The sequence below is a fragment of the Blastomonas sp. UPD001 genome (assembly GCF_003426715.1).
Lineage (GTDB): Bacteria > Pseudomonadota > Alphaproteobacteria > Sphingomonadales > Sphingomonadaceae > Blastomonas.
Map to the genome: position 1 here is coordinate 2,472,484 of NZ_QKVT01000001.1, position 19,939 is coordinate 2,492,422.

The window sequence follows — 19,939 nt, forward strand, 5'->3', positions numbered from 1 at the left end:
ACCGGCGGGGTCGAGGCGCTGCACGTGCTGCTCAGTCAGTTCCCCGCCGACTGCCCGCCGACCATGGTGGTACAGCACATCAACGGCGCCTTTGCCGAAGCCGTCGCGCGCCGTCTCGATTCGGTCTGCGCGCCCAAGGTGATGATCGCCGAGCCCGACCTGCCGGTGCGCGCAGGGCACGTCTATATCGCGCCGGGCACCGAGCGGCACCTCGAAGTGCGCGGCAGCGGTAGCGCGGGCATGTATGTCCGCGCGCGGCCCGGCCCGAAGGTCAGCGGCCATCGCCCCAGCGTCGACGTGCTGTTCCATTCGGTCGCCGAAAATCTGGGCGCGGACGCCATCGGCATCCAGCTGACCGGCATGGGCAATGACGGCGCGCACGGTCTGCTCGCCATGGCCGAAGCGGGCGCGATGACCATCGCGCAGGACGAGGCAACGTCGGTGGTGTTCGGCATGCCGGGCGCGGCAGTCGCGCTGGGCGCCGCCCGCGTCGTCGCGCCGATCCACCGCATCGCGCAGGTCGCCTTTGGAGGCGTCGCCCTATGCTGATGGAAACCATCGACTTTTCCAAGCACAAGCGGGTGCGCCTGATGGTCATGCAGGGCCAGGCGCGGGTCAGCGGCGATCCGCGGCTCGAGCTGACCACGGTGCTGGGCAGCTGCATCGCCTGCTGCCTCTACGACGCCTCGAACAATATCGGCGGGATGAACCATTTCCTGCTCGCCAGCCCGACCAACGATTCCGGGCTCGACGAGCATTATGGCGTGTACCTGATGGAAGTGCTGATCAACGAGATGCTGGCTTATGGGGCCGACCGCCGCATGCTGCGCGCGCATCTCTATGGCGGCGCCAACATGTCCAGCGGGATGAGCTGGATCGGCACCGCCAATGCCGAATTTGCGACCTCGTTCCTCAAGGCGGAGGGGATCCCGTTGGTCAGCCAGTCGGTGGGGGGCCCGTCCGCCCGCCGCGTCGATTTCCGCCCCTATCACGGCCAGGCGCGTTGCCGCATCGTCGACAACTCCATGGCACCCCGAGACCTGCCCACGCCCAAGCCCCGTGAAGATCACGGCGATATCGAGCTGTTCTGAAAGAAGGACCCGCAAAGATGACCAGTGCTCAAGACAAGACCCGCATTCTGACTGTGGACGACAGTCCCAGCATGCGCGCACTGCTGAAGCATGCGCTGACGGCGGAGGGCTTCCATGTCGACCAGGCCGATGACGGCGTCTCCGCGCTCGATTGGCTTAAGGAGAACGAGTGCGATGTCGTTATTACCGACATCAACATGCCACGCATGGACGGCTTTGGCCTGATCGAGCACCTGCGCAAGGGCGCGATTCACGAGAATCGCCCGATCCTGGTGCTGACCACCGAAGCGTCCGAAGAGAAGAAAGCACAGGCGCGCCGGGCCGGCGCGACCGGATGGATCGTCAAGCCGTTCGATGCGGTGAAGCTTGCGGCCGCTGTCCGCCGCGTCACGCATTGATCCAGTTCGATTTGGGGGAAGAGATATGAACCGTCAGCTGATCACGTTTGAAGTCGAAGGCCAGACCTTCGGTATCGACATCATGGGCATCCGCGAAATCCGCGCCTGGTCGCCCACCACCCGCTTGCCGCGCGTGCCCGATTATGTCGCCGGCGTCGTCAACCTGCGCGGCATCGTGCTGCCGGTGATCGACCTGGCGGCGCGCCTCGGCTGGAACAAGTCCAAGCCCGGCGAGCGCCATGTCATCATCGTCACCGAGGTTAACGGCCAGCTCAAGGGCATGATCGTCGATGCGGTGCGCGATATCGTCACCTTCGACCAGAGCGCGCTGCAGCCGCCGCCGACCACGGGCGATTCGGTGCTGCCCTTCCTCGAAGGCCTGGCCTCGCTCGACGACCGCATGGTGATGGTGCTCGATCTCGTCGCCCTCACCCATGAAATCGAATATGCCGACGCTGCCTGAGCAGCCTCGTCTCCCATAACTGAAGGGTCGAACCAATGACTGCCGCCGCCCGCGTTCTTATCGTCGATGATTCCATCACCATGCGTGCGCTGTTCACCAGCGCGCTGGAAAAGGACAAGAATATCGAGGTGCTGGGTGCTGCCCGCGACGTCATCGAGGCGCGCGAGCTGATCGCCGAGCTGCGTCCCAACGTGCTGACGCTCGACGTCGAGATGCCCGGCATGAACGGGATCGACTTCCTCGCCGAACTGATGGCCGAGCGGCCCATTCCGGTGGTGATGCTCTCTACGCTGACCCAGAAGGGCGCGGACATCTCGCTGCGCGCGATCGAGCTGGGCGCGGTCGACTGCTTCCCCAAGCCGCAAAAGGCGACGGCGGAGGAATTCGCCAAGATCTCGGGCAAGCTGTGCAAGACCGTGCTGACCGCCGCGCGCACCAATCTGGAAGCGCGCAGCAAGGCGAAGGACGCGGTCGATCTCAGCGCCTCGTTCAACTATCGCTGGAACGGCCAGGTACTGGCCATCGCCGGCGGCATGGGATCGATCGACCCCGCGACCGTCGCGGTCACCAGCCTGCCCACCAACTGCCCGCCGACCATCGTCTCGCTGGCGATCGACGAGGCGCTGACCGCATCGCTGGTCGCCAACCTCAACAAGGATTGCCGTGCGCAGATCAAGATCGCCGAGGACGGCGCGCTGCTCGAGCCTGGTATCGTGCATGTCGCGGTCGACCCGCGCTATCATGTCGTGATCGACAGCTGGCCCAACGGCCGCATCCGCCTGGTCGAGCGCGATCCGGTGAACGGTGCGCGCCCCTCGGCCGACCTGCTGATGGCATCGCTCGCCAAGACCGTCGGGGCCAAGGGCGTCGGCCTGCTGCTTTCGGGCGGCGGCGAGGATGGCGCTGCCGGCATGGGCGCGCTGCGCGCAGCCGAAGGCACCTGCCTGCTGCAATCGCCCGACACCGCGCTGATTCCCGAGATGATCGGCGCCGCCGTTGCCAAGGGCATCATGAACTTCGTGGCTCCCGCCGATTTCGGCACGCGCCTGTGCCCGGTCGACGAGGCGACGCAGAATGCTGCATGACCGTTCCGCGCTGCGCGTGATTGCCGATCTGCTGCGCTCCACGGGGCACCTGACCGAACAGGTCGGCTCTGCCCTGTGCCAGGACGCCGAAACGGCGACCCGCAACCTGACGCTGCTGCAGGATATCGACCTGCTGGCGCAGCGCCAGGTCGCGATCGCCGAAATCCTGGAATCGGAAGATCTCTCGCAGTCGCTCGCCAATTGCCGGCTCGAATGGATCGCCAGCGCCTACCGCCCCGTCAGCCCTGGCCACGCGCCGGAGGCCTGACGGCGGATCACATAGCAACGCCGCTGGCCATCCACAGCGCCATGGCGACCATCATGACGTTCTCGGTGAGCGAGACGAACCCCAGCGGCACGCGCGAACTGCCGCCGACACAGGCGCACTTGATGTCGCGCTTCTGAACGTAGACGGCGTAGAAGACCGAGACTGCGCCCACCGATCCGATGAAAAATGCGACCGGAATCGACACCCAGTCGAGCGCCCGCGCGAGCATCAGCACCCCGGCCAGTCCTTCGGCGAACGGGTAGATGTAGGCATAAGGCAGCCAGCGCCGCGCGAGCAGGTCGTAGCCCAGGAACATGGTGGCGAACGCATCGACATCCTGCAGCTTGGGGACCGCGAGAAGACACATCGCCACCGCAATGAACGTCTCGATCGTCATCACCGACACGAGTGTGCCCATGGTCAGCCAGCTGATCGCGCCGGCCACCAGCGCGGCCATCGCGAACAGCGCGATCACCGGCACATAGGAGACCGCGTCCGGGTCCTTCACCGGCTTGCCGAAATGGCGGCGCAGATCGTCATTTCCGCCGATCCGCACCCCGTCGATAAAGGTCTGCGGCGTGGTCTTGACCCCATGCTTCGCCTTGAACGCATCGGTCTCCTCGCGGGTGGTGAGCCAGTGGTCCTCGACCGCGTAGCCCTGGCTCTCGAGCAGATACTTGCTCTTGATGCCATAGGGGCAGACATGCTTGTCCATCACCATGCGATGGAGCACGGCGGTCTTGCGCGCGGTCATTTCTTGACCTTCTCGAACAGCTCGATGAGCTCGTTGAACTTGATCCGCTGCTCGGCCGCATCGCCCGAGGCGATCGCTTCCGACACGCAGCAGGCGGCGTGATCCTTGAGGATTTCGCTCTCGGCCTTGGACAGCGCCGCCTTCACCGCCTGCATCTGGTTGAGGATGTCGATGCAATAGCGGTCCTGCTCGACCATCTGCGCGATTCCGCGCACCTGACCTTCTATGCGTTTCAAGCGGTTGAGGATTGCGGTTCTGTCCTTAGCCATGCTAGTCCCTCCAAATTGGCGTTGCATACCATAGGGGGGTATAGTATGTGCCGGTCAAAGGATAGGCAAGAGCAATGCGCAAACAAATTTCGCGACGTTCCATTCTGACCGGTATCGGCGGCGGCCTTGGCCTGGCCGCCCTGCCCGCCTGGGCGCAGGGGCACAGCATGCACGGCGGCAGCCACGGCCGCGGCGGCCCGCGCATCCCCGCCGGCTTCGACGAGGTGCGCGGCCCGCACGTGAATCTGTCGATCGGCAGCGGCCATCGCATCGTCCAGGGGCGGCGCGGCCCGGGCATTGCCGTCAACGGCAGCGTGCCGGGACCGCTGATCCGGCTGACCGAAGGCGATAGGGTGCGGCTCGCCGTCACCAACACCCTCGATGTCGACAGTTCGGTGCACTGGCACGGGCTGCTCGTGCCGTTCCAATATGACGGCGTCCCGGGCATCAGCTTTCCGGGGATCAGGCCGGGCGAGACCTTCACCTACGAATTCCCCGTGCGCCAGTCGGGCACCTACTGGTATCACAGCCATTCGGGGCTGCAGGAACAATCGGGCCATTACGGCCCGCTGATCATCGAGCCGAAGGGCGGCGAAACGATCGCGGTGGATCGCGACTATATCCTGCTGGTCAGCGATTTCACCACGCTCGACCCGCATTTCATCATGAAGCGGCTGCGCACCGGCGAGGGCTTTTTCAACCGGCAGCAGAATACATGGACCGACGATTATCCGATGTCGGGCGACGAACGCCGGATGTGGGCCCAGATGCGGATGATGCCCACCGACATCGCCGATATCGGCGGCAAGACCTATACCTTCCTCGCCAACGGACGCGGCCCCAGGGAAGGGATGGAATATCTGTTCAGGGCCGGAGACCGCATCCGCCTACGCATCATCAACGGCGCGGCGATGACCTTTTTCAACATCCGCATCCCTGGCCTGCCGATGACCGTGATCGCGACCGACGGCCAGCGCGTGCGCCCGGTCGAGGTGGACGAATTGCAGATCGGCACCGCGGAAACCTATGACGTGATCCTCGAGCCGGGCTCCGCACCCGCCTACAGCATCGTGGCCGAATCGATGGACCGGTCGGGCATGGCGCTCGCGACGCTGGCGAGCGCGCCGGGGCTGCGCGCCGAGGTGCCCGCACTGCGCGACCCTCCGCTGCTCACCATGGGCGACATGGGCATGAACCATGGCAGCGAAGGGATGGACCATGGCGCGATGGATCACGGCGGCAGCGGCATGGACCACGGTTCCATGGATCATGGTTCGATGGATCATGGTTCCATGGACCATGGCTCGGGCAGCATGAGCATGCAGGGCATGAAGATGCGCGACACCACGCTGCTGCCGCCCGACGTCAAGGTCGGGCCTGGCATCGACATGGTCTCGATGGCGCCGGTCGACAAGATGGGCGATCCGGGCCTGGGCCTGCGCGACGTGCCTCATCGCGTGCTCAACTATCGCATGCTCGCCGCGGCCGAGCCGAACCCGGACGCGCGCGAGCCCACACGGCTACTCGAGTTGCACCTCACCGGCAACATGGAACGCTATATGTGGTCGTTCGACGGGCGGATGTACTCGGCAGTCAGCGACGTGCCGATCCGCTTTGCCTGGAACGAGCGCGTGCGGGTGAAGCTGGTCAACAACACGATGATGGCGCACCCCATCCATCTGCACGGCATGTTCTTCGAGATGGTCAACGGCCAGTCGGCGGCGCTGCAACCGCGCAAGAACACGATGATCGTGCAGCCGGGCGCGAGCGCGCAGTTCGACCTCACCGCCAACGAGCCGGGCGACTGGGCGTTTCACTGCCACCTGCTCTATCACATGCACGGCGGGATGATGCAGACGGTGACGGTCGCCGGGCCGGAGCGCGCGGCATGAGGCGCGCGATTCTTGCCGCTGCAGCGCTGCTTCCCCTCGCCAGCCCGGCGCTCGCGCAGCCGCATCAGGGGCATGGCGACCATCAGCCTGCAGACCCGCATGCCGTGCACCGGGACACGCAGGCGGAGGACAGCGAAAAAAAGGCGCGCCGCGCGCGGCCGACGCCATCTGGGGTGCCGAGGCCATGCGCGCCTCGCGCGAGGACCTGCAGAAAACCCATGGCGATTTCGACCTGTTCTGGTTCCAGGCCGACCGCGCCGAATTCCAGGCGCGCGAAGGCCGCAACGGCTATCTGTGGGACCTGCAGGGCTTTTACGGCAACACCACGGACAAGTTCTTTTTCAAGAGCGAGGGCGAAGGCAGCTTCGGCAAACCGATCGAGGAGCTCGAATTCCAGGTGCTCTATTCGCGCGCGATCGCGCCGTTCTTCGACCTGCAGGCCGGGTTCCGCCAGGATCTTGCCGGGCCGGATACCAGCTATGCGGTCATCGGCATCCAGGGGCTCGCACCCTATATGTTCGAGCTCGATAGTGCGCTGTTCCTCTCGCACCGGGGCGACCTGACCGCGAGGGTCGAGGCCGAGCTCGACCAGCGCATCGCGCAGAGCATCCTCATCCAGCCGCGCGCCGAACTCAACCTTGCGGCGCAGGACGTGCCCGAGCTCGGAATCGGCGCAGGCATCGACAGTTTCGAGCTTGGTGTCCGCCTGCGCTACGAGATCATCCGCGAGATCGCGCCCTATATCGGCGTCGAGCAGGTCTGGAAGACCGGGCGCAGCGCCGATTTCGCCCGGGCCGCTGGAGAAGATTCCAGCGTCACCAATTTCGTCCTGGGTATTCGTTTCTGGTTTTGACGATAAGGAAGCTTGTTATGCGTTTTCGAACTCTTGTCACAGGCCTTGCCCTTGCCTGCGCCACGGTTGCCGCCGCTCCGGCAGTGCTCGCCCATGCCAAGGTCGTCGCGTCGACGCCGGCCGACAATGCCGTCGTAGCCAAGCCCAAGACGGTCACCCTGACGTTCAACGAAGCGCTGTTGCCGCCGACGGCCGCCGCCAGCATCGTCATGACCGCCATGCCGGGGGTGAAGGATCATGGCGAGATGACCATCCGCAATTTCACCACCGCCTGGTCGAACGGCAACAAGACCATGACGCTCAGCCTGCGGCAGCCGCTTCGCGCGGGCAGCTATGATGTCCGCTGGCAAGCCGCCGGAGCCGACGGCCATCGCATGCGGGGCCAGGTAAGCTTCACGGTGAAATGACTCATGGCGATGGAGCTGGTCCAGCCGGGCATGCGCTTCGTGCAATATGCCCTGTTGCTGGGACTGTTCGGCGGCTTCGGCTTCCATGCCATGACCGCGCATGCTTTTGCGCGGACCAATGCTCGCTGCGGCTGGGTGATCTTTGCCGTGATCGCCGCGCCTGGCGTCGTCGCCTTCAGCCTGGCCACCGATATCGCCGCCATGATGGGGCAGTCGCCCTTCGATCTTGACCGGGCAGCGGTTGCATCGCTCGTCGGCGCCACCGATTTCGGACGCGCCGGCGTTCTGCGTGTCGTGATGGTCGTCCTCGCAGGGGTGTCGGTCCTGCTTTTCCGGCCCTCGCGTGTCGGCGCCGGCATCGTCGCGAGCCTCTACGGCGCCGCGCTCGCCAGCCTGGCCTGGAGCGGTCATGCGGCGGCTGGCGAGGGATTTGCCGGCTGGCTGCACCGGCTGAACGACGCAGCCCACCTGCTCGCCGCCGGGTTCTGGCTGGGTGCGATCGGCTGGTTCGCGGTGCTCGTGCTGCGCGCCGATGCCACGCCCAATTCGGTGCGCAACAAGGCGCTTGCGGCGGCGCTCAAGGGCTTTGCACCGATCGGCGCAAGGCTCGTGCTGGTGGTGGTGGTGACGGGCGTCGTCAACAGCCAGATGATCTTCGGTCTCGGCCAGGCCTTGCCGGTTCTCTCGACGGGCTATGGCCAGCTGCTGGTCCTGAAGCTCGGGCTGGTCGCGCTCATGCTGCTATGCGCCAGGTCCAACCGGTCGACGGCGCACAGCATCCCGGACCCTGTCAGCGCTGGCTCGGTCCCGGATCGCGAATGGCTCCAGACCCTGCGTCGGTCGCTGCTCATCGAGCTGCTGCTGGCGGTGGCGGTCATCGCTGCCGTCGCATGTCTGGGACTGGCATCGCCCATGCCGGGCGACAGCTGATCGGGCGAGACCGGCTCGCACGGCAAACGTGGCCTGTCCGATCGAGCAGTCCGCCTCTCCATCCGTCCGGTTGAAAGACGGCACCCGCATCGGCGGGCGCTGGCGGTTCCGGCCGCCTGAAGCGTTCGAGGTCAGAATTCCGACCAGTCGTCCTCGTCCTGCACCGTCTGCAAGGCGAGGTTGCCCACCACCTGCGGCACCGCCCGCGGCCTGGTACGCGGCGGCGGAGCGCTGGCCCGGGCCTTGGCGGGTGCCGTGCCGGGGTTGCCGCTGAACCGCTGGACCACGGTCGCCAGGTCATTGGCCTCGTCCGCCAGGCTGCGCGAGGCGGCGGTCGATTGTTCGACCATCGCCGCATTCTGCTGCGTCATCTTGTCCATCTCGCCGACCGCCAGGTTCACTTGTTGCAGTCGGCTCGCCTGGACCTGCACCGAGGCCGAGATTTCCGCGATGCGCGTGTTCACCGCCGCGACCCGGTCGCCGATCTGCAACAGCACCGATCCGGTCTCGTCGACCAGCGCCACGCCATCGGACACGCTGGCCGTGGACGCCTGGATCAGCTCCTTGATGTCCTTGGCGGCATCGGCCGAGCGCTGCGCGAGCGCGCGCACCTCGTTGGCGACCACGGCAAAGCCCTTGCCCGCATCGCCGGCGCGCGCCGCCTCGACTCCGGCGTTGAGCGCGAGCAGGTTGGTCTGGAAGGCGATACCGTCGATCACGTCGATGATGTTCGTGATCTCGCTCGCCGATTTCTGGATGGCGTGCATCGCATCCACCGCGCGATGCACCACGGCGCCGCCATCGGTCGCCGCGGCGTGCGCCTCGGCGACCTGGGTACCGACCTCGCCCGCGTTGATGGCGGTCTGCTGCACCATCTGCGTGACCTCGGCCATGGCGAGCGCGCTGTCGCGAAGGTTAGCCGCCTGCTGCTCGGTGCGCGTGGCCAGATCATCCGAAGCCGAGCGGATTTCGGTCGCGCCGTTCAGGACGTTGCTGGCGGTCTCGGCGACCTTCGACAGGATCACCGAGAGCGCGGCCGTGGCGTCGTTGAAGGCATGGCTGATGGCATTGGCCTGTTCCCCCAGCGCGGCATTGATCTTGATCGAATGGCTTAGATCGCCATCGCGCAGATGGCCGAGCGCGGAGGTCACCTCGTTAATCACGTCCTGCAGCGCCGCATCCGATTCGGCGCGCGCACTCGCGTTATCGCGAAAGATCAGCATCGCCCGGCTCATCCGTCCGACGCAGTCCTCGAAATGCACATAGGGGATCGGCGACGCGAGGTCGCCTGCGGCCAGCCCCTCCATCCGCACCACGGTGCTGACATAGGGGTCGCAAATCAGCTTCTTCGCGGTCAGCATGACGCCCACCGTTGCGACCGCCGCGGCCGCCTGAACCGCCATCAGGCCCCAGCCTGCAACCCAGCCGGTCAAACCGAAAACGAGCGGAAGGATCACCAATGCGCCCAGCAGCAAGGTCAGCGTGTCGAACTTGCGGCGAATCGGAGCATTAGTGGCAAAATGCTTGATCATCGAAATTCTCCTCGTCGCAGAAGGGAGAACCCGGGGCATAGCTGCCAATGCCTAATCACTCGTTTAAATTTTCAGCTCCCCCCTAATTTTAGGGGGGGCGGCGGTCCGTCTGACGGGAGAGGACCGACGTGCCCGTCGATCCTCCCAACCCACAGGCTCAATCGACGATGATCGCATTGCCCATGCGATAGCCGCGCTCGGCCATTTCCTCGATATAGTGCACCCGTTCGTGCTTCAGTTCGACGGCATATTCTTCCCATGCGTCGCGGCGGTCCTCGATGTCGGTCGCCCGGCGCAGGTCGCTGCCCAGCTCCTGGCGGCTATGGCTATTCGGGCGGTCAGGGCGGCCAGTCTTCGGGCTATGGCGGCGGCATGGCTGGAGGCTATGGCCAGTCCTTCCAGGGCGGTCAGAACCAGCAGGGCTCGGGGCACTATGGCCAGAACCAGCAGGGCGGCGGACAGCAGGGCTGGGGTCAGCAGGGCGACAGCTCGGGACACCGGCACCAGCACGATCCGCATTATTCGAGCTGGCGCCAGAAGCAGATCGAACAGCTCGACAGCGACTATGACCGCTTCAACCAGCAGCGGCAGAGCCAGTTCGACCAGGAATTCAGCGAATGGCGCTCGAAGAATCGGCAGGACGACGAGCGCGATGGCGCCAGTGCCTCCAACTCGCCCTCTGGCCTGGGCAAGACCGAGAAGCCCAAAAGTTGATATGGATTAATAAAGATTGAGCATTCGACACTCGAGGGGGGCATTTCGCCCCCCGTTTTTTTCATCCCGTCGCGAATCCGGCACTAACATAAACCAGTATAAGGACGGGCGTTCAGCTCAATGAAAGGTTGCGAGTGGAGGGACCTAGCAGAGAGACACTAATATCATGACAATCCATGCGAGCTTGCCGATCGCGTTTCCGTCTCAGTCCCGCCAGTGCCCCAGTTCCATCGAGCCGCGTTGCGACTTCATCCAGCAGGGTGACACCGTCGTACGTCCGCGACTCGTGGTGGAAGGTTGGGCGGCGGGATATCGCATCACCTTTGATGGTCGGCGCCAGCTGACCAACCTGTATCTGCCGGGCGAGATCATCGGCGTCTGGCGCAGCAACCAGCCCAGCTTCTATCATGCAGTGATGTCGATCAGCCGTTTGCAGCTGATCGAATTCGGCTCGCTGCCCGAGTCGGAGGTCGTCGAGCTGGAATGCGCGCTGATCGAGCGTCAGCTGGAAAACAGCATCTTCCGCCTCGGCTGTCTGAATGCCTATGAGCGCATGGCGCATCTGTTCCTCGAACTGGGCGAGCGGCTGGCCATGCGCGGCCAGGGCGAGGCCGACCGCTATCACATGCCGCTGACGCAGGAGCTGCTCGCCGATCTGGTCGGCATCTCGTCGGTGCACGTCAATCGGACGCTGCAGCAGATGCGTGCCGATGGCGTGATCCGATTGGTCAACTGCCGTCTGGAAATTCTCGATCGCGAGGATCTGGCCGATCAGGTCAATTATCAGCCGCTTTTCTGAGTGCCTGGCTGAACCCGAACGGGCGTGCGCCGTTACCCCTTGATGGAACAATCCGAACTTTGGGACATGCTGCGCACGCCCGCGCTGGCGGCGGCCCTGATTGCGGTTGCGCTCGTCGCGCATGCCGTAGTCATGGCGATCGCCAGCCGCATCGCGCGGCGCACCAGCACGCTGCAGGACGAGGCGCTGGTCAGCAGTATCCGCCAGCCCTCGCGCTGGATCATGGTCGCGCTGGTGCTGCTCGGCACCGACAGCCTGGCGGTGCGCGGTGACGAGGCCGCCGCCGCGCTGACCGGCGCGGTGCGGGTGATCATGCCGCTGCTCTGGGGCTGGCTGGTCATCGCGATCATCCGTTTCGTCCATGGCTATATCGAGGCGCGGTCCGATGTCAGCGCGGAGGACAATCTCGCCGCCCGGCGCAGGCGAACGCGCGCCGACATTCTCGCCCGCATCGCCATCGTCATCGTCGGGTTGGTCAGCATCGGCCTGCTGCTGCTCAAGATTCCGGCGGTGCGCGAGATCGGCGTCGCGCTGGTCGCCTCGGCGGGCCTTGCGGGTCTGGCCTTCGGCGTCGCCGCGCAGCCGCTGCTCAAGAATCTGGTCGCCGGGATGCAACTGGCCTTTACCGAGCCGGTTCGGATCGACGACGTGCTGGTCTATCGCGGCGAATGGGGACGGGTCGAGCGGATCACGCTCACCTATGTGGTGCTCAGGATCTGGGACGACCGCCGGCTGGTCATTCCGGTCTCGAAGCTGCTCGAGGAGCCGATCGAGAACTGGACTCTGCAGACCAGCCATCTGCTCGGCACCGTGATGATCCATGCCGATCACGCCGCCGATGTCGAGCGCGTGCGCAAGGTCGCGCTCGATGCGGTGCGCGGGCACCGGCTGTGGGATGGCCGGGTCGCGCTGCTCCAGGTGACCGACATGACCGCCGACATTCTCGAGCTGCGCGTGCTGATGAGCGCGCGCAACGGCGGCGAGCTGTTCGACCTGCGCTGCGACGTGCGCGAGGCCGTGGCGCGCTTCATGGCCAATGATCTTCCCGATTCGCTCAACCGCAGCCGCCTGGCGCTCGAACCCCTGGAGCTTTCATGACTCTCGACTGGATTTCCGTTGTCGGCACGGTGGGCGCGTGCGCCTCGGTGGCGAGCTTCACCCCGCAGGCGTGGAAGATCATCCGCGACCGTTCCACGGAAGGGCTTTCGCTCGGCATGTTCGCGCTGACCAGCCTGGCCTTCCTTGCCTGGACGACCTTCGGGCTGCTCAAGGGTGAATGGGCCCTGATCATCCCGAACGCGATCTGCCTGTGCTTCGCGCTGTTCATCCTCGGCATGATCGCGCTGCCCCGGCGCAAGACCGAAGAGGTGGCGGAGGCGCTCGATCCCACCACCTGAGCGCGCCGTCGCCCCGCCCAGCCTATGTTGCTGCGTGCAGCGGGGCGGCGTGGCGTGGTGGCGCGCAAGGAGCAGGCCGATGAATGCCGAAAAACGCCGCGAACTCGCGCGCGATCGTACCGATCTGGCCGAGGATCGCACGATCCTGGCGCATGAGCGCAGCTTTGCCGGATGGGTGCGCACCGGAATGGCGGCGGTCGGCATCGGCCTGGGGTTCAACGCGCTGTTTCGCGAGCTCAGCCCCGAATGGGTGCCCAAGGCGATCGCCTCGGCCTTTCTGCTGGTCGCGATCTACATCTTCCTGTCGGCTGATCGGCGCGCGCGGCATATCCTGAAAGAGCTCGACGCGCACAGCGTCACCGCGCTCAAGCCGATGCGCATCCGGCTCCTGTCCTGGCTGCTCTCGCTGGCAACGCTCGCGCTGATCGGCGCGATCTGGTGGCTGGTCTAGTCCGCCAGCCGGGCCAGCGCGCGCAGGTCCGGATGCGACGCGACCTGCTGCTCGACATAATGCGCCGCCTGGTCGGCCTGCTTGCGCCCCAGATGCCAGTCGAGAATCTGCATGCCGGGCACGATCGGCGGGCTCAGCAATATGTCGCCCTCGCGCAGCATCGATCGCGAGGCGATGCGGCTCGCCACCACCATCGATCGCTGCATGATCTCGACGATCGAGGGGAAATCGCTGTCCGACTTGCGCCGGAGCAGCAGGTCGCGGATCAGCTGCCCGCGCCTTCTCAGCGACTGGTACGCGGCCTTGATCCGCCAGACCTGGCCTGCCTCGCCCAGCGTCACGACGATATTGGGGCCGGACTTGAGCGCGCGCATCGTCATCACCGGCACATTGTCGAGCACGCCGCCATCGACCAGGATATTGCCATCGGTGTCGATGAACGGCGGCAGGATGGTCGGCAGCGATCCCGAAGCGCGCACCGCATGCCAGAGCGCCCCGCGCCGATGGACGTGCAGGTCGTTGGTCGACAGGTTGGTCGAGATCGCGAAGAAGTTGATCGGCTGGTCGGCGATATCGGCATTGCCATAGCGCGCCTCCAGCTCGGCATCGAACACCGCCGGGTCGAGCAGCGAATGGATCGGCACGGTGAAGCGCCGCATCGCCCTGGCGCCGATGAACATCGCTTCCATCTGGTCGAGCGTCTGGTCGATCGACAGGCCCTGCGCGATCGCCGCGCCCATCGCCGCGCCCGCGCTGGTGCCGCCGATCAGGTCGATCGGAACGCCGGCCTGTTGCAGCCCGCGCACGATGCCCAGATGCGCGCAGCCGAGCGCGCCGCCGCCCGCGAGCACCAGCCCGACGGCGCGCCCGGTGAGGAAGCGCGCGACGCGGCGGAAATCGGCCTGGCTGTCGAGCGCCATGTGGTGGTGCAGATGCGGATCGCGCCCGGTCAGCCAGGCCGCGGTACCGCGGATCGGCTGGGCAGCGTCAGAGCGGACGACGAGCAAGGTACGGTTGGGCGGTTCGATCGCCGCGCAGCCCGCCTGTTCGAGCGGATTCATCGCCGGGTTCGCGCCCGCTTCGGCGATCATCAGCAGGCCATCGGCGTTGCGGCACACCAGCGAACCCCATTCGGGATCGCCCGAGGCGTCGATCAGCAGATAGCCGCGCCGCGCCTCGTGCTCGCGCAGCCAGGCCTGATAGGCGCTGGCGGGGCCGGGCGGCACGTCGCTTTCGCGCACCAGCATCACCTGGCGATCGTCGGGGACGGTGTCCCGGATGGCATCGGTCAGCCGGCTGAGCAGCAGCGGATCGACCCGGCTCGACCCGCATGGCACCACCGCGATCACCCGCGGCAGCCGCGCCTCCATCGGCGGGGTCTTGGCGGTGACGGCCGCGAGGCGCTGGGTCACGGCGGTGAGGATGGCAGGGACGAGCTGCGGATAGGCAGCGACCACCGCGTCGTAGCTCGCTCGGTCTAGCACCATGACCACGCTGTCGCGGCTCGCCTGCAGCGTCGCGGTGCGCGTGCCGCCGCCGAAGAACGCGAGTTCGCCCACCGGCTCGCCCGCCTCGATCTGCGCCACCGCCTTGTTGCCGGTCGGCGTCTCGATCAGCACGCGCAGCCGCCCGGTCTCGAGGAAATAGAGCGAATCGGCAGGGTCGCCCTGGCGCACCAGAATGTTGCCGGCCGGAAGATCGAGCCGCTGCGCGCGATCGCTCAGCGCATCGATCGCCGCCTGATCGACGCCCGCGAACAGGCCCGACTGCATCCAGTCGCGCAGGCTGCCCTCCGCATGATCGTGATCAGGCTCCAACGTCACCCAATATCCTCTCCGGGCCATGGTCCCCGCGCAATTGCTCCGCACCCTAGCGCAGCCCCATGAAAAACAGAAGTATCGGTAATGACAGCACGATTTGCGACGAGGCGAGCAACGCTTTGCCGGTTCATCCCTTGGTGCCGTGCTGGCCGGGCCGACCCCCAAACCGCCTCATGGCCCGGTCAGCGCCCTCCTTTGCGACAAAGGCAGTGGCGAACCGGCGGACAGCAAGAGGAGACACCCCATGAACATGACCGACAGCACGCTCGAACGCGGCTATGACACCATCTCGAGCGACCGCGTCGATGGCACCGCGGTCTATGGCGCGGATCGCGAGAAGATCGGCACCGTCACCAACATGCTGATCAGCAAGCGCGAAGGGCGCGTCACCGACGTCATCGTCTCGGTCGGCGGCTTTCTCGGCATCGGTAGCGAACTGCACAGCCTGCCCTGGTCGAAGTTCAGCTACGACACCGATCTGGGCGGCTATCTGGTCAACGTCACCGCCGACCAGCTCAAGGATGCGCCGCGCTTTTCCGAAAGCGACCGTGACCGCGCCTATGACCGCGACTATCAGTCAAGCGTCTACAATTACTGGCAGGTCCAGCCCTATTGGTGAGGACGACAGGGCCGGAGCAGCGATGCTCCGGCCTCTTTCTTATTCCGGCTTGCGGACGAACAGCTCCCTGTAGCGCGCGCGCAGCGGCTCGGGGATGGGCTTGGGCCCGTTCCTGTCGGTCAGCACCAGCGTCGACACGCAGGTCGCGACGCACACGCCTTGCTGGAAGGCGGCCGAATAGATGTCCCAGCTCGACGATCCCATCCGCCCGATGCCGCTCATCACCTCGACCGGGTCGGGAAAATGCGCCTCGGCAACATAGTTGATCGAGACCGCGGCGATCAGCCAGCGCTCGCCCGGCTGGCGCCGCTCGAGCCCCAGCGCGCGGTTGAACCGCACCCGGCCGTTCTCGAACAGCGCCGCCATTGCGACATTGTTGATATGGCCGAGCGGGTCGAGATCCTGGAAGCGCGTTTCGGTGACCGTGCTGAACGGATAGCTCTCCGGATCGCGCTGCCAGGCTTCTGCTTTGGGCATTCAGATGTTCCCGGTCAGCCGTTCAGAGCGAGCGGCCGATCAGTTCCTTCATGATCTCGTTGGTGCCGCCGAAGATGCGCGTCACGCGCGCACCGCGCCAGGCCCGCGCGATCGGATATTCGTTCATGTAACCGGCGCCGCCGTGCAGCTGCAGGCACTTGTCCATGATTTCCCACTGCAGTTCGGTGTGCCAAAGCTTTGCGGCCGCGCCTTCGACCGCGGTCAGTTCCTTCTTGGCATGGCGGTTGAGCGCCCAGTCGAGATGCGCCCAGCCGACCTGCAGCTTGGCCTTGAGGTCCGCGAGCACGAAGCGGGTGTTCTGGAAATCGAACACCGTCTTGCCGAAGGCTTTGCGGTCCTTCACGAACGCGACGGTATCGTCATAGGCCTTTTGCGCCGAAGCCTGGGCCGACACGGCGATCGAGAGGCGCTCCTGCGGTAGCTCGCTCATCAGATAGATGAAGCCCTTGCCCTCTTCGCCGAGGCAGTTGGTCATCGGAACGCGCACATCGTTGAAGAACAGTTCCGATGTATCGGCGGCGTCCTGGCCGATCTTGTCGAGATTGCGCCCGCGCGCGAAGCCTTCGCGATCAGCCTCGACCAGGATGATCGACACGCCCTTCCATGCCGGCTGCACCTCGGTATCGGTCTTGGCGCAGACCAGGATCAGGTCGGCATTCTGGCCATTGGTGATATAGGTCTTGGAACCATTGATGACATAATGGTTGCCGTCCTTCTTCGCGGTGGTGCGAATGCCCTGAAGGTCCGATCCCGTGCCCGGCTCGGTCATCGCGATCGCGGTGATCGTCTCGCCCGACACGAGCCGCGGCAGCCATTTCTGCTTCTGCTCCTCGGAGCCGTACTGGACGATATAGTTGACCACGATGTCCGACTGGAGCGAGAAGCCGAGCGGCGATCCGCCGAAATAGGCGGCTTCCTCGTTGACGATGGCGTTATAGCCGAAGTCGAGGCCCAGGCCGCCATATTCTTCCGGAACGGTGGGGCAGAGCAGGCCGAGCTCGCCCGCCTTGGGCCAGATCTCGCGCGGCACGATCTTTTCCTCGTCCCATTTCACCGCATTGGGCGCGACCTCGTCCTGCATGAAGCGGCGCACGGTCTGGCGGAAGGCCTCGTGATCGGGGGTATAGGCGGTGCGGGCAAGGGCATCGAGCGACATGGCTTCTCTCCGGTGAATTCTCGGCCGCGCGATTCATGCCGTGCGGCGGTGCGCCAAGGTCTAGCGCCACGTTGACGTAAACGTCAATCGCTATTTAATCGCGCGGTTAAGATGCGGTCAGGCCTGGCTGCGGCCGCGCGCCATTACCGCCAGCCGCGCCTGTTCGACCGCCTCCGGCGCGACCCGACCATTGGCGGCACTCGACCGCTCGGCCTCGAGCGCAAGGCCCTGCCCGAAGCTCTGCGCATAGCCGTCGTCGATCAGCTGCTTGTAACTGGCGAGCATGGCGGGATCGATGTTCGCCATGTCGCGTGCCAGCGCGGTGGCGGCGGGGAGCAATTCCTCGGGGGCGACCACGCGATTGACCAGTCCCCAGCGCTCGGCGGTGGCGACGTCGAGGAAATTGCCGGTGAGTGACAGCTCCTTGGCGCGCGAGATGCCGATCATCCGCGACAGCTTCTGCGACAGGCCCCAGCCGGGCATGATGCCGACCCGCGCATGCGTATCGGCAAAGCGCGCATTGGTGGATGCGATCAGCACGTCGCAGGCCAGCGCAAGCTCGAACCCGCCGGTGATCGCGACGCCGTTGATCGCGCCGATCACGGGCTTGGCGCACTGCTCGACCGCCTTGACCGGATTGTCGCGCGGGCTCGTGGCATTGGCCGCGCCCAGCCCCTCGGTGCTCGCGCCCAGTTCCTTTAGGTCGAGCCCGGCGGTGAACGCGCGCTGGCCTGCGCCTGTCAGCACCACCGCGCGCACTGCATCGTCGCTCGCCACCGCCAGCATCGCCTCGGCCAGTTCGGCGCGCAACGCCTTTGACAGTGCATTCATCGCCTCGGGCCGGTTCAGCGTGACGATGGCGATGGCATCATCGATTTCAGTAGAAACGAGCGACATTAATCCCTCCATTCTGACGGCGATTATCGCCGTTTTTATCACCAGCCCCGCGTTTATTTGTTTTGGCTCCATTCAGGCTAGTGCTACTCTCGGCCTCGGGAGTTGTTCTTGCGACGGAGTATTTCATGACCCATCGTCTGCTTGCCGCCACCACGCTGCTGATGCTTTCCACTGCCGGGCTAGCGCAATCTCCCGGACCGCTCAAGCGCGACGAGATCGTCGTGGTCGGGGCGAAGCTCGCCGATCTGAAGGCCGATGTCGAACGCTGCGCAGCCGGGGGCTGCACCGTGCGCGAGGATGTCATCGCCACCGTCCGCTATGCCGAGGCCGAGTTCCGCGAGGGCAATTATCGCGATGCCCGCGCCGCGCTGGGCAGGGCGGTGTCGCGCACCAGGAGCAGGGCCGATAGCGATCCCTTTGCGGTGGCGGAACTGCACACCGCCCGCGCCACCGTCGCCTGGCATTTCGGCGACCAGCGCGAGGCGCTGCGCGCCACGGGGGCGCAGACGCGGCTGCTCAATCGCCATGCACCGCAATCGCCCAATGCGCTGATGGCGCAGATGCGGCTGATCGCCACGCAGTATCAGCTAGGCGCTCCGACCTACAATATCAGCCAGCTCAAGGCCCTGTCCGAGCGAGCAACCGAGGCCAACCAGCCACTGATCGCGATGCGCGCCGATCTGGGCCGTGCGGCGATGCTGTATCGCAGCAATCAGCGTGGCCAGGCCATGAAGCTGCTCGACGCCATCCAGGCAAGCGATGTACCACAGGCTGCAACGCTGAAGCTGGCGGCCGAGGTTCTGGCCATGCGTCTGGCGGCCACCGATGGCGATATGGCAGCAGTCGAGGCCTTGATTGCGCGTCTGACCGAAGACCAGAAGCGGCTGGGGCCGACGCTGATCTGGTCCCCGCCAACCCCGACGCCCTATGGGCCAGGCAACCTGCCGCCCATCGAGAGGGACAGCCCTCTGGTTGAGCCCGACGTCGGCTATTTTCCGCTTTTCTGGGTGGATATCGGCTTTTCGATCGGGGCGGACGGCAGGGTGGAGTCCGCGGAAGTCCTGCGCGGATCGGAGCTGACATACTGGGCCAAGCCGCTGGTCAAGGCTATCGGCCAGCGGCGCTATTCGCCTGCCGCCGAGCCCGATGATCTCGCCGGACGCTATCGGGTGGAACGCTACACGCTGACGGCGGATTTCGGCACGCCCAAGGGCTCGCTTGTTCGGCGTCGGGCCGGGTTGAAGCGCTTCGAGCAGATCGACCTCACCGTCGCTCCGCCGAAACAATTGTCCGCCCCCACCGTGCCGAGCTGAGATTCCCCTTGCCGCGCCGGGGCTTGCCTCGGCGCGGAGCTTTCGACACACTGGGCCTGCCGCGGGGTCGCGCCAATGGCAGGAGGGCAGTCCCGTGTCCCGCGCTCAGCGCTTTCTCGAACGGTTCCGCGCGGCGGATGACGCGCAAAACCCGCTCGACATGCTGCACGAGGATAGTGAAGGCTTTGGCGCGGTGCTCGCCGAAGCGCCCGAAGCGCTGGCCGAAGCGCTGATGCACGATGCGGGCAGGGCACCGGCGGGTCCCGCTTTCGTCAATCCGCGCGCCTATGCCTCTGCCGCCTGCGACGCCGACGGCACCATCGTCATTGCCGA

General features: G+C 65.7%; 25 protein-coding genes. 18 read left to right on the forward strand and 7 right to left on the reverse strand.

Going from position 1 to position 19,939, the window contains the following annotated elements; translation table 11 throughout:
- The 6 genes from DM995_RS12555 to DM995_RS12580 form a co-directional block, all read left to right on the forward strand.
- Positions 1-549: CheB methylesterase domain-containing protein (locus tag DM995_RS12555; protein WP_198669348.1), on the forward strand; the 549-nt coding region annotated here is incomplete at its 5' end.
- Positions 549-1,091 (forward strand): chemotaxis protein CheD, encoded by a 543-nt coding sequence (locus tag DM995_RS12560; RefSeq protein ID WP_031317629.1) that lies wholly within the window; start codon positions 549-551, stop codon positions 1,089-1,091. The genes DM995_RS12555 and DM995_RS12560, both read left to right, overlap by 1 nt.
- A gap of 17 nt (positions 1,092-1,108) precedes the next feature.
- Positions 1,109-1,489 carry a response regulator gene (locus tag DM995_RS12565; RefSeq protein WP_116969641.1) on the forward strand — a complete coding sequence of 127 codons (381 nt, stop codon included), beginning with the start codon at positions 1,109-1,111 and terminating at the stop codon, positions 1,487-1,489.
- A gap of 25 nt (positions 1,490-1,514) precedes the next feature.
- The gene (locus DM995_RS12570) at positions 1,515-1,952 is read left to right on the forward strand and encodes a chemotaxis protein CheW (RefSeq protein ID WP_023836565.1); all 438 of its coding nucleotides are present in this window, start codon (positions 1,515-1,517) and stop codon (positions 1,950-1,952) included.
- Positions 1,953-1,987: 35 nt separating this feature from the next.
- On the forward strand, positions 1,988-3,037 hold the full coding sequence (locus DM995_RS12575) for a chemotaxis protein CheB (protein ID WP_116969642.1): 1,050 nt from the start codon (positions 1,988-1,990) through the stop codon (positions 3,035-3,037).
- Positions 3,027-3,305: a hypothetical protein gene (locus DM995_RS12580; protein WP_023836563.1), complete on the forward strand. Its 279-nt coding sequence runs from the start codon at positions 3,027-3,029 to the stop codon at positions 3,303-3,305. Before DM995_RS12575 ends, DM995_RS12580 begins: the two co-directional genes overlap by 11 nt.
- 7 nt (positions 3,306-3,312) lie before the next feature.
- On the opposite strand, the gene DM995_RS12585 is transcribed toward DM995_RS12580, so the two are convergent.
- Together DM995_RS12585 and DM995_RS12590 are read right to left on the reverse strand one after the other, a co-directional pair.
- Positions 3,313-4,059, reverse strand: coding sequence for a MauE/DoxX family redox-associated membrane protein (locus DM995_RS12585; protein WP_116969643.1), 747 nt, complete (start codon positions 4,057-4,059; stop codon positions 3,313-3,315).
- Positions 4,056-4,328, reverse strand: a complete 273-nt coding sequence (locus tag DM995_RS12590; RefSeq protein WP_066276652.1) for a metal-sensitive transcriptional regulator — start codon at positions 4,326-4,328, stop codon at positions 4,056-4,058. Before DM995_RS12590 ends, DM995_RS12585 begins: the two co-directional genes overlap by 4 nt.
- Positions 4,329-4,402: 74 nt before the next feature.
- Here DM995_RS12590 and DM995_RS12595 point away from each other — a divergent pair, with 74 nt between their 5' ends.
- From DM995_RS12595 to copD, 4 genes are all read left to right on the forward strand, one after another.
- Positions 4,403-6,220 (forward strand): copper resistance system multicopper oxidase, encoded by a 1,818-nt coding sequence (locus DM995_RS12595; protein WP_116969644.1) that lies wholly within the window; start codon positions 4,403-4,405, stop codon positions 6,218-6,220.
- A gap of 184 nt (positions 6,221-6,404) precedes the next feature.
- Complete coding sequence (locus DM995_RS12600) at positions 6,405-7,073, forward strand: copper resistance protein B (RefSeq protein ID WP_116969645.1); 669 nt, start codon at positions 6,405-6,407, stop codon at positions 7,071-7,073.
- A 17-nt stretch (positions 7,074-7,090) separates the two neighbouring features.
- Positions 7,091-7,480 (forward strand): copper homeostasis periplasmic binding protein CopC, encoded by a 390-nt coding sequence (copC, locus tag DM995_RS12605; protein ID WP_116969646.1) that lies wholly within the window; start codon positions 7,091-7,093, stop codon positions 7,478-7,480.
- Between the two features lie 3 nt (positions 7,481-7,483).
- Positions 7,484-8,410: a copper homeostasis membrane protein CopD gene (gene copD, locus DM995_RS12610; RefSeq protein ID WP_116969647.1), complete on the forward strand. Its 927-nt coding sequence runs from the start codon at positions 7,484-7,486 to the stop codon at positions 8,408-8,410.
- 131 nt (positions 8,411-8,541) lie between these two features.
- Here copD and DM995_RS12615 read toward each other — a convergent pair whose 3' ends face one another.
- Entirely contained in the window at positions 8,542-9,942 is a 1,401-nt protein-coding gene (locus DM995_RS12615) for a methyl-accepting chemotaxis protein (RefSeq protein ID WP_116969648.1), read from the reverse strand.
- A 258-nt stretch (positions 9,943-10,200) separates the two neighbouring features.
- Here DM995_RS12615 and DM995_RS21870 point away from each other — a divergent pair, with 258 nt between their 5' ends.
- The 5 genes from DM995_RS21870 (at position 10,201) to DM995_RS12640 (ending at position 13,303) form a co-directional block, all read left to right on the forward strand.
- Positions 10,201-10,656 carry a hypothetical protein gene (locus tag DM995_RS21870; protein WP_198669349.1) on the forward strand — a complete coding sequence of 152 codons (456 nt, stop codon included), beginning with the start codon at positions 10,201-10,203 and terminating at the stop codon, positions 10,654-10,656.
- A 289-nt stretch (positions 10,657-10,945) separates the two neighbouring features.
- A complete protein-coding gene (locus DM995_RS12625; protein WP_232824372.1) occupies positions 10,946-11,455 on the forward strand; it encodes a Crp/Fnr family transcriptional regulator in 510 nt (169 codons plus the stop codon).
- A gap of 66 nt (positions 11,456-11,521) precedes the next feature.
- On the forward strand, positions 11,522-12,553 hold the full coding sequence (locus DM995_RS12630) for a mechanosensitive ion channel family protein (RefSeq protein ID WP_232824373.1): 1,032 nt from the start codon (positions 11,522-11,524) through the stop codon (positions 12,551-12,553).
- The gene (locus DM995_RS12635) at positions 12,550-12,852 is read left to right on the forward strand and encodes a SemiSWEET family sugar transporter (RefSeq protein WP_023836808.1); all 303 of its coding nucleotides are present in this window, start codon (positions 12,550-12,552) and stop codon (positions 12,850-12,852) included. Before DM995_RS12630 ends, DM995_RS12635 begins: the two co-directional genes overlap by 4 nt.
- 79 nt (positions 12,853-12,931) lie before the next feature.
- Positions 12,932-13,303: a YidH family protein gene (locus DM995_RS12640; protein ID WP_116969651.1), complete on the forward strand. Its 372-nt coding sequence runs from the start codon at positions 12,932-12,934 to the stop codon at positions 13,301-13,303.
- On the opposite strand, the gene DM995_RS12645 is transcribed toward DM995_RS12640, so the two are convergent.
- Entirely contained in the window at positions 13,300-15,126 is a 1,827-nt protein-coding gene (locus tag DM995_RS12645) for a patatin-like phospholipase family protein (RefSeq protein WP_198669350.1), read from the reverse strand. The two genes, DM995_RS12640 and DM995_RS12645, sit on opposite strands and share 4 nt — an antisense overlap.
- A gap of 241 nt (positions 15,127-15,367) precedes the next feature.
- On the opposite strand from DM995_RS12645, the gene DM995_RS12650 reads away from it, so the two are divergent.
- The gene (locus DM995_RS12650; protein WP_116969653.1) at positions 15,368-15,742 is read left to right on the forward strand and encodes a PRC-barrel domain-containing protein; all 375 of its coding nucleotides are present in this window, start codon (positions 15,368-15,370) and stop codon (positions 15,740-15,742) included.
- A gap of 39 nt (positions 15,743-15,781) precedes the next feature.
- Here the strand turns inward: DM995_RS12650 and DM995_RS12655 are convergent, their stop codons facing one another.
- The 3 genes from DM995_RS12655 to DM995_RS12665 all read right to left on the reverse strand — a co-directional run bounded on the left by DM995_RS12655 (position 15,782) and on the right by DM995_RS12665 (position 18,293).
- Entirely contained in the window at positions 15,782-16,219 is a 438-nt protein-coding gene (locus DM995_RS12655) for an acyl-CoA thioesterase (protein WP_116969654.1), read from the reverse strand.
- 22 nt (positions 16,220-16,241) lie between these two features.
- Positions 16,242-17,396 carry an acyl-CoA dehydrogenase family protein gene (locus DM995_RS12660; RefSeq protein WP_023836803.1) on the reverse strand — a complete coding sequence of 385 codons (1,155 nt, stop codon included), beginning with the start codon at positions 17,394-17,396 and terminating at the stop codon, positions 16,242-16,244.
- A gap of 117 nt (positions 17,397-17,513) precedes the next feature.
- Positions 17,514-18,293 (reverse strand): enoyl-CoA hydratase, encoded by a 780-nt coding sequence (locus tag DM995_RS12665; RefSeq protein WP_116969655.1) that lies wholly within the window; start codon positions 18,291-18,293, stop codon positions 17,514-17,516.
- A 125-nt stretch (positions 18,294-18,418) separates the two neighbouring features.
- On the opposite strand from DM995_RS12665, the gene DM995_RS12670 reads away from it, so the two are divergent.
- Both DM995_RS12670 and DM995_RS21875 read left to right on the forward strand, forming a co-directional pair.
- Positions 18,419-19,606 carry an energy transducer TonB gene (locus DM995_RS12670; protein ID WP_116969656.1) on the forward strand — a complete coding sequence of 396 codons (1,188 nt, stop codon included), beginning with the start codon at positions 18,419-18,421 and terminating at the stop codon, positions 19,604-19,606.
- A gap of 94 nt (positions 19,607-19,700) precedes the next feature.
- On the forward strand, positions 19,701-19,939 hold a 239-nt coding region (locus DM995_RS21875; RefSeq protein ID WP_198669351.1), incomplete at its 3' end, for a hypothetical protein.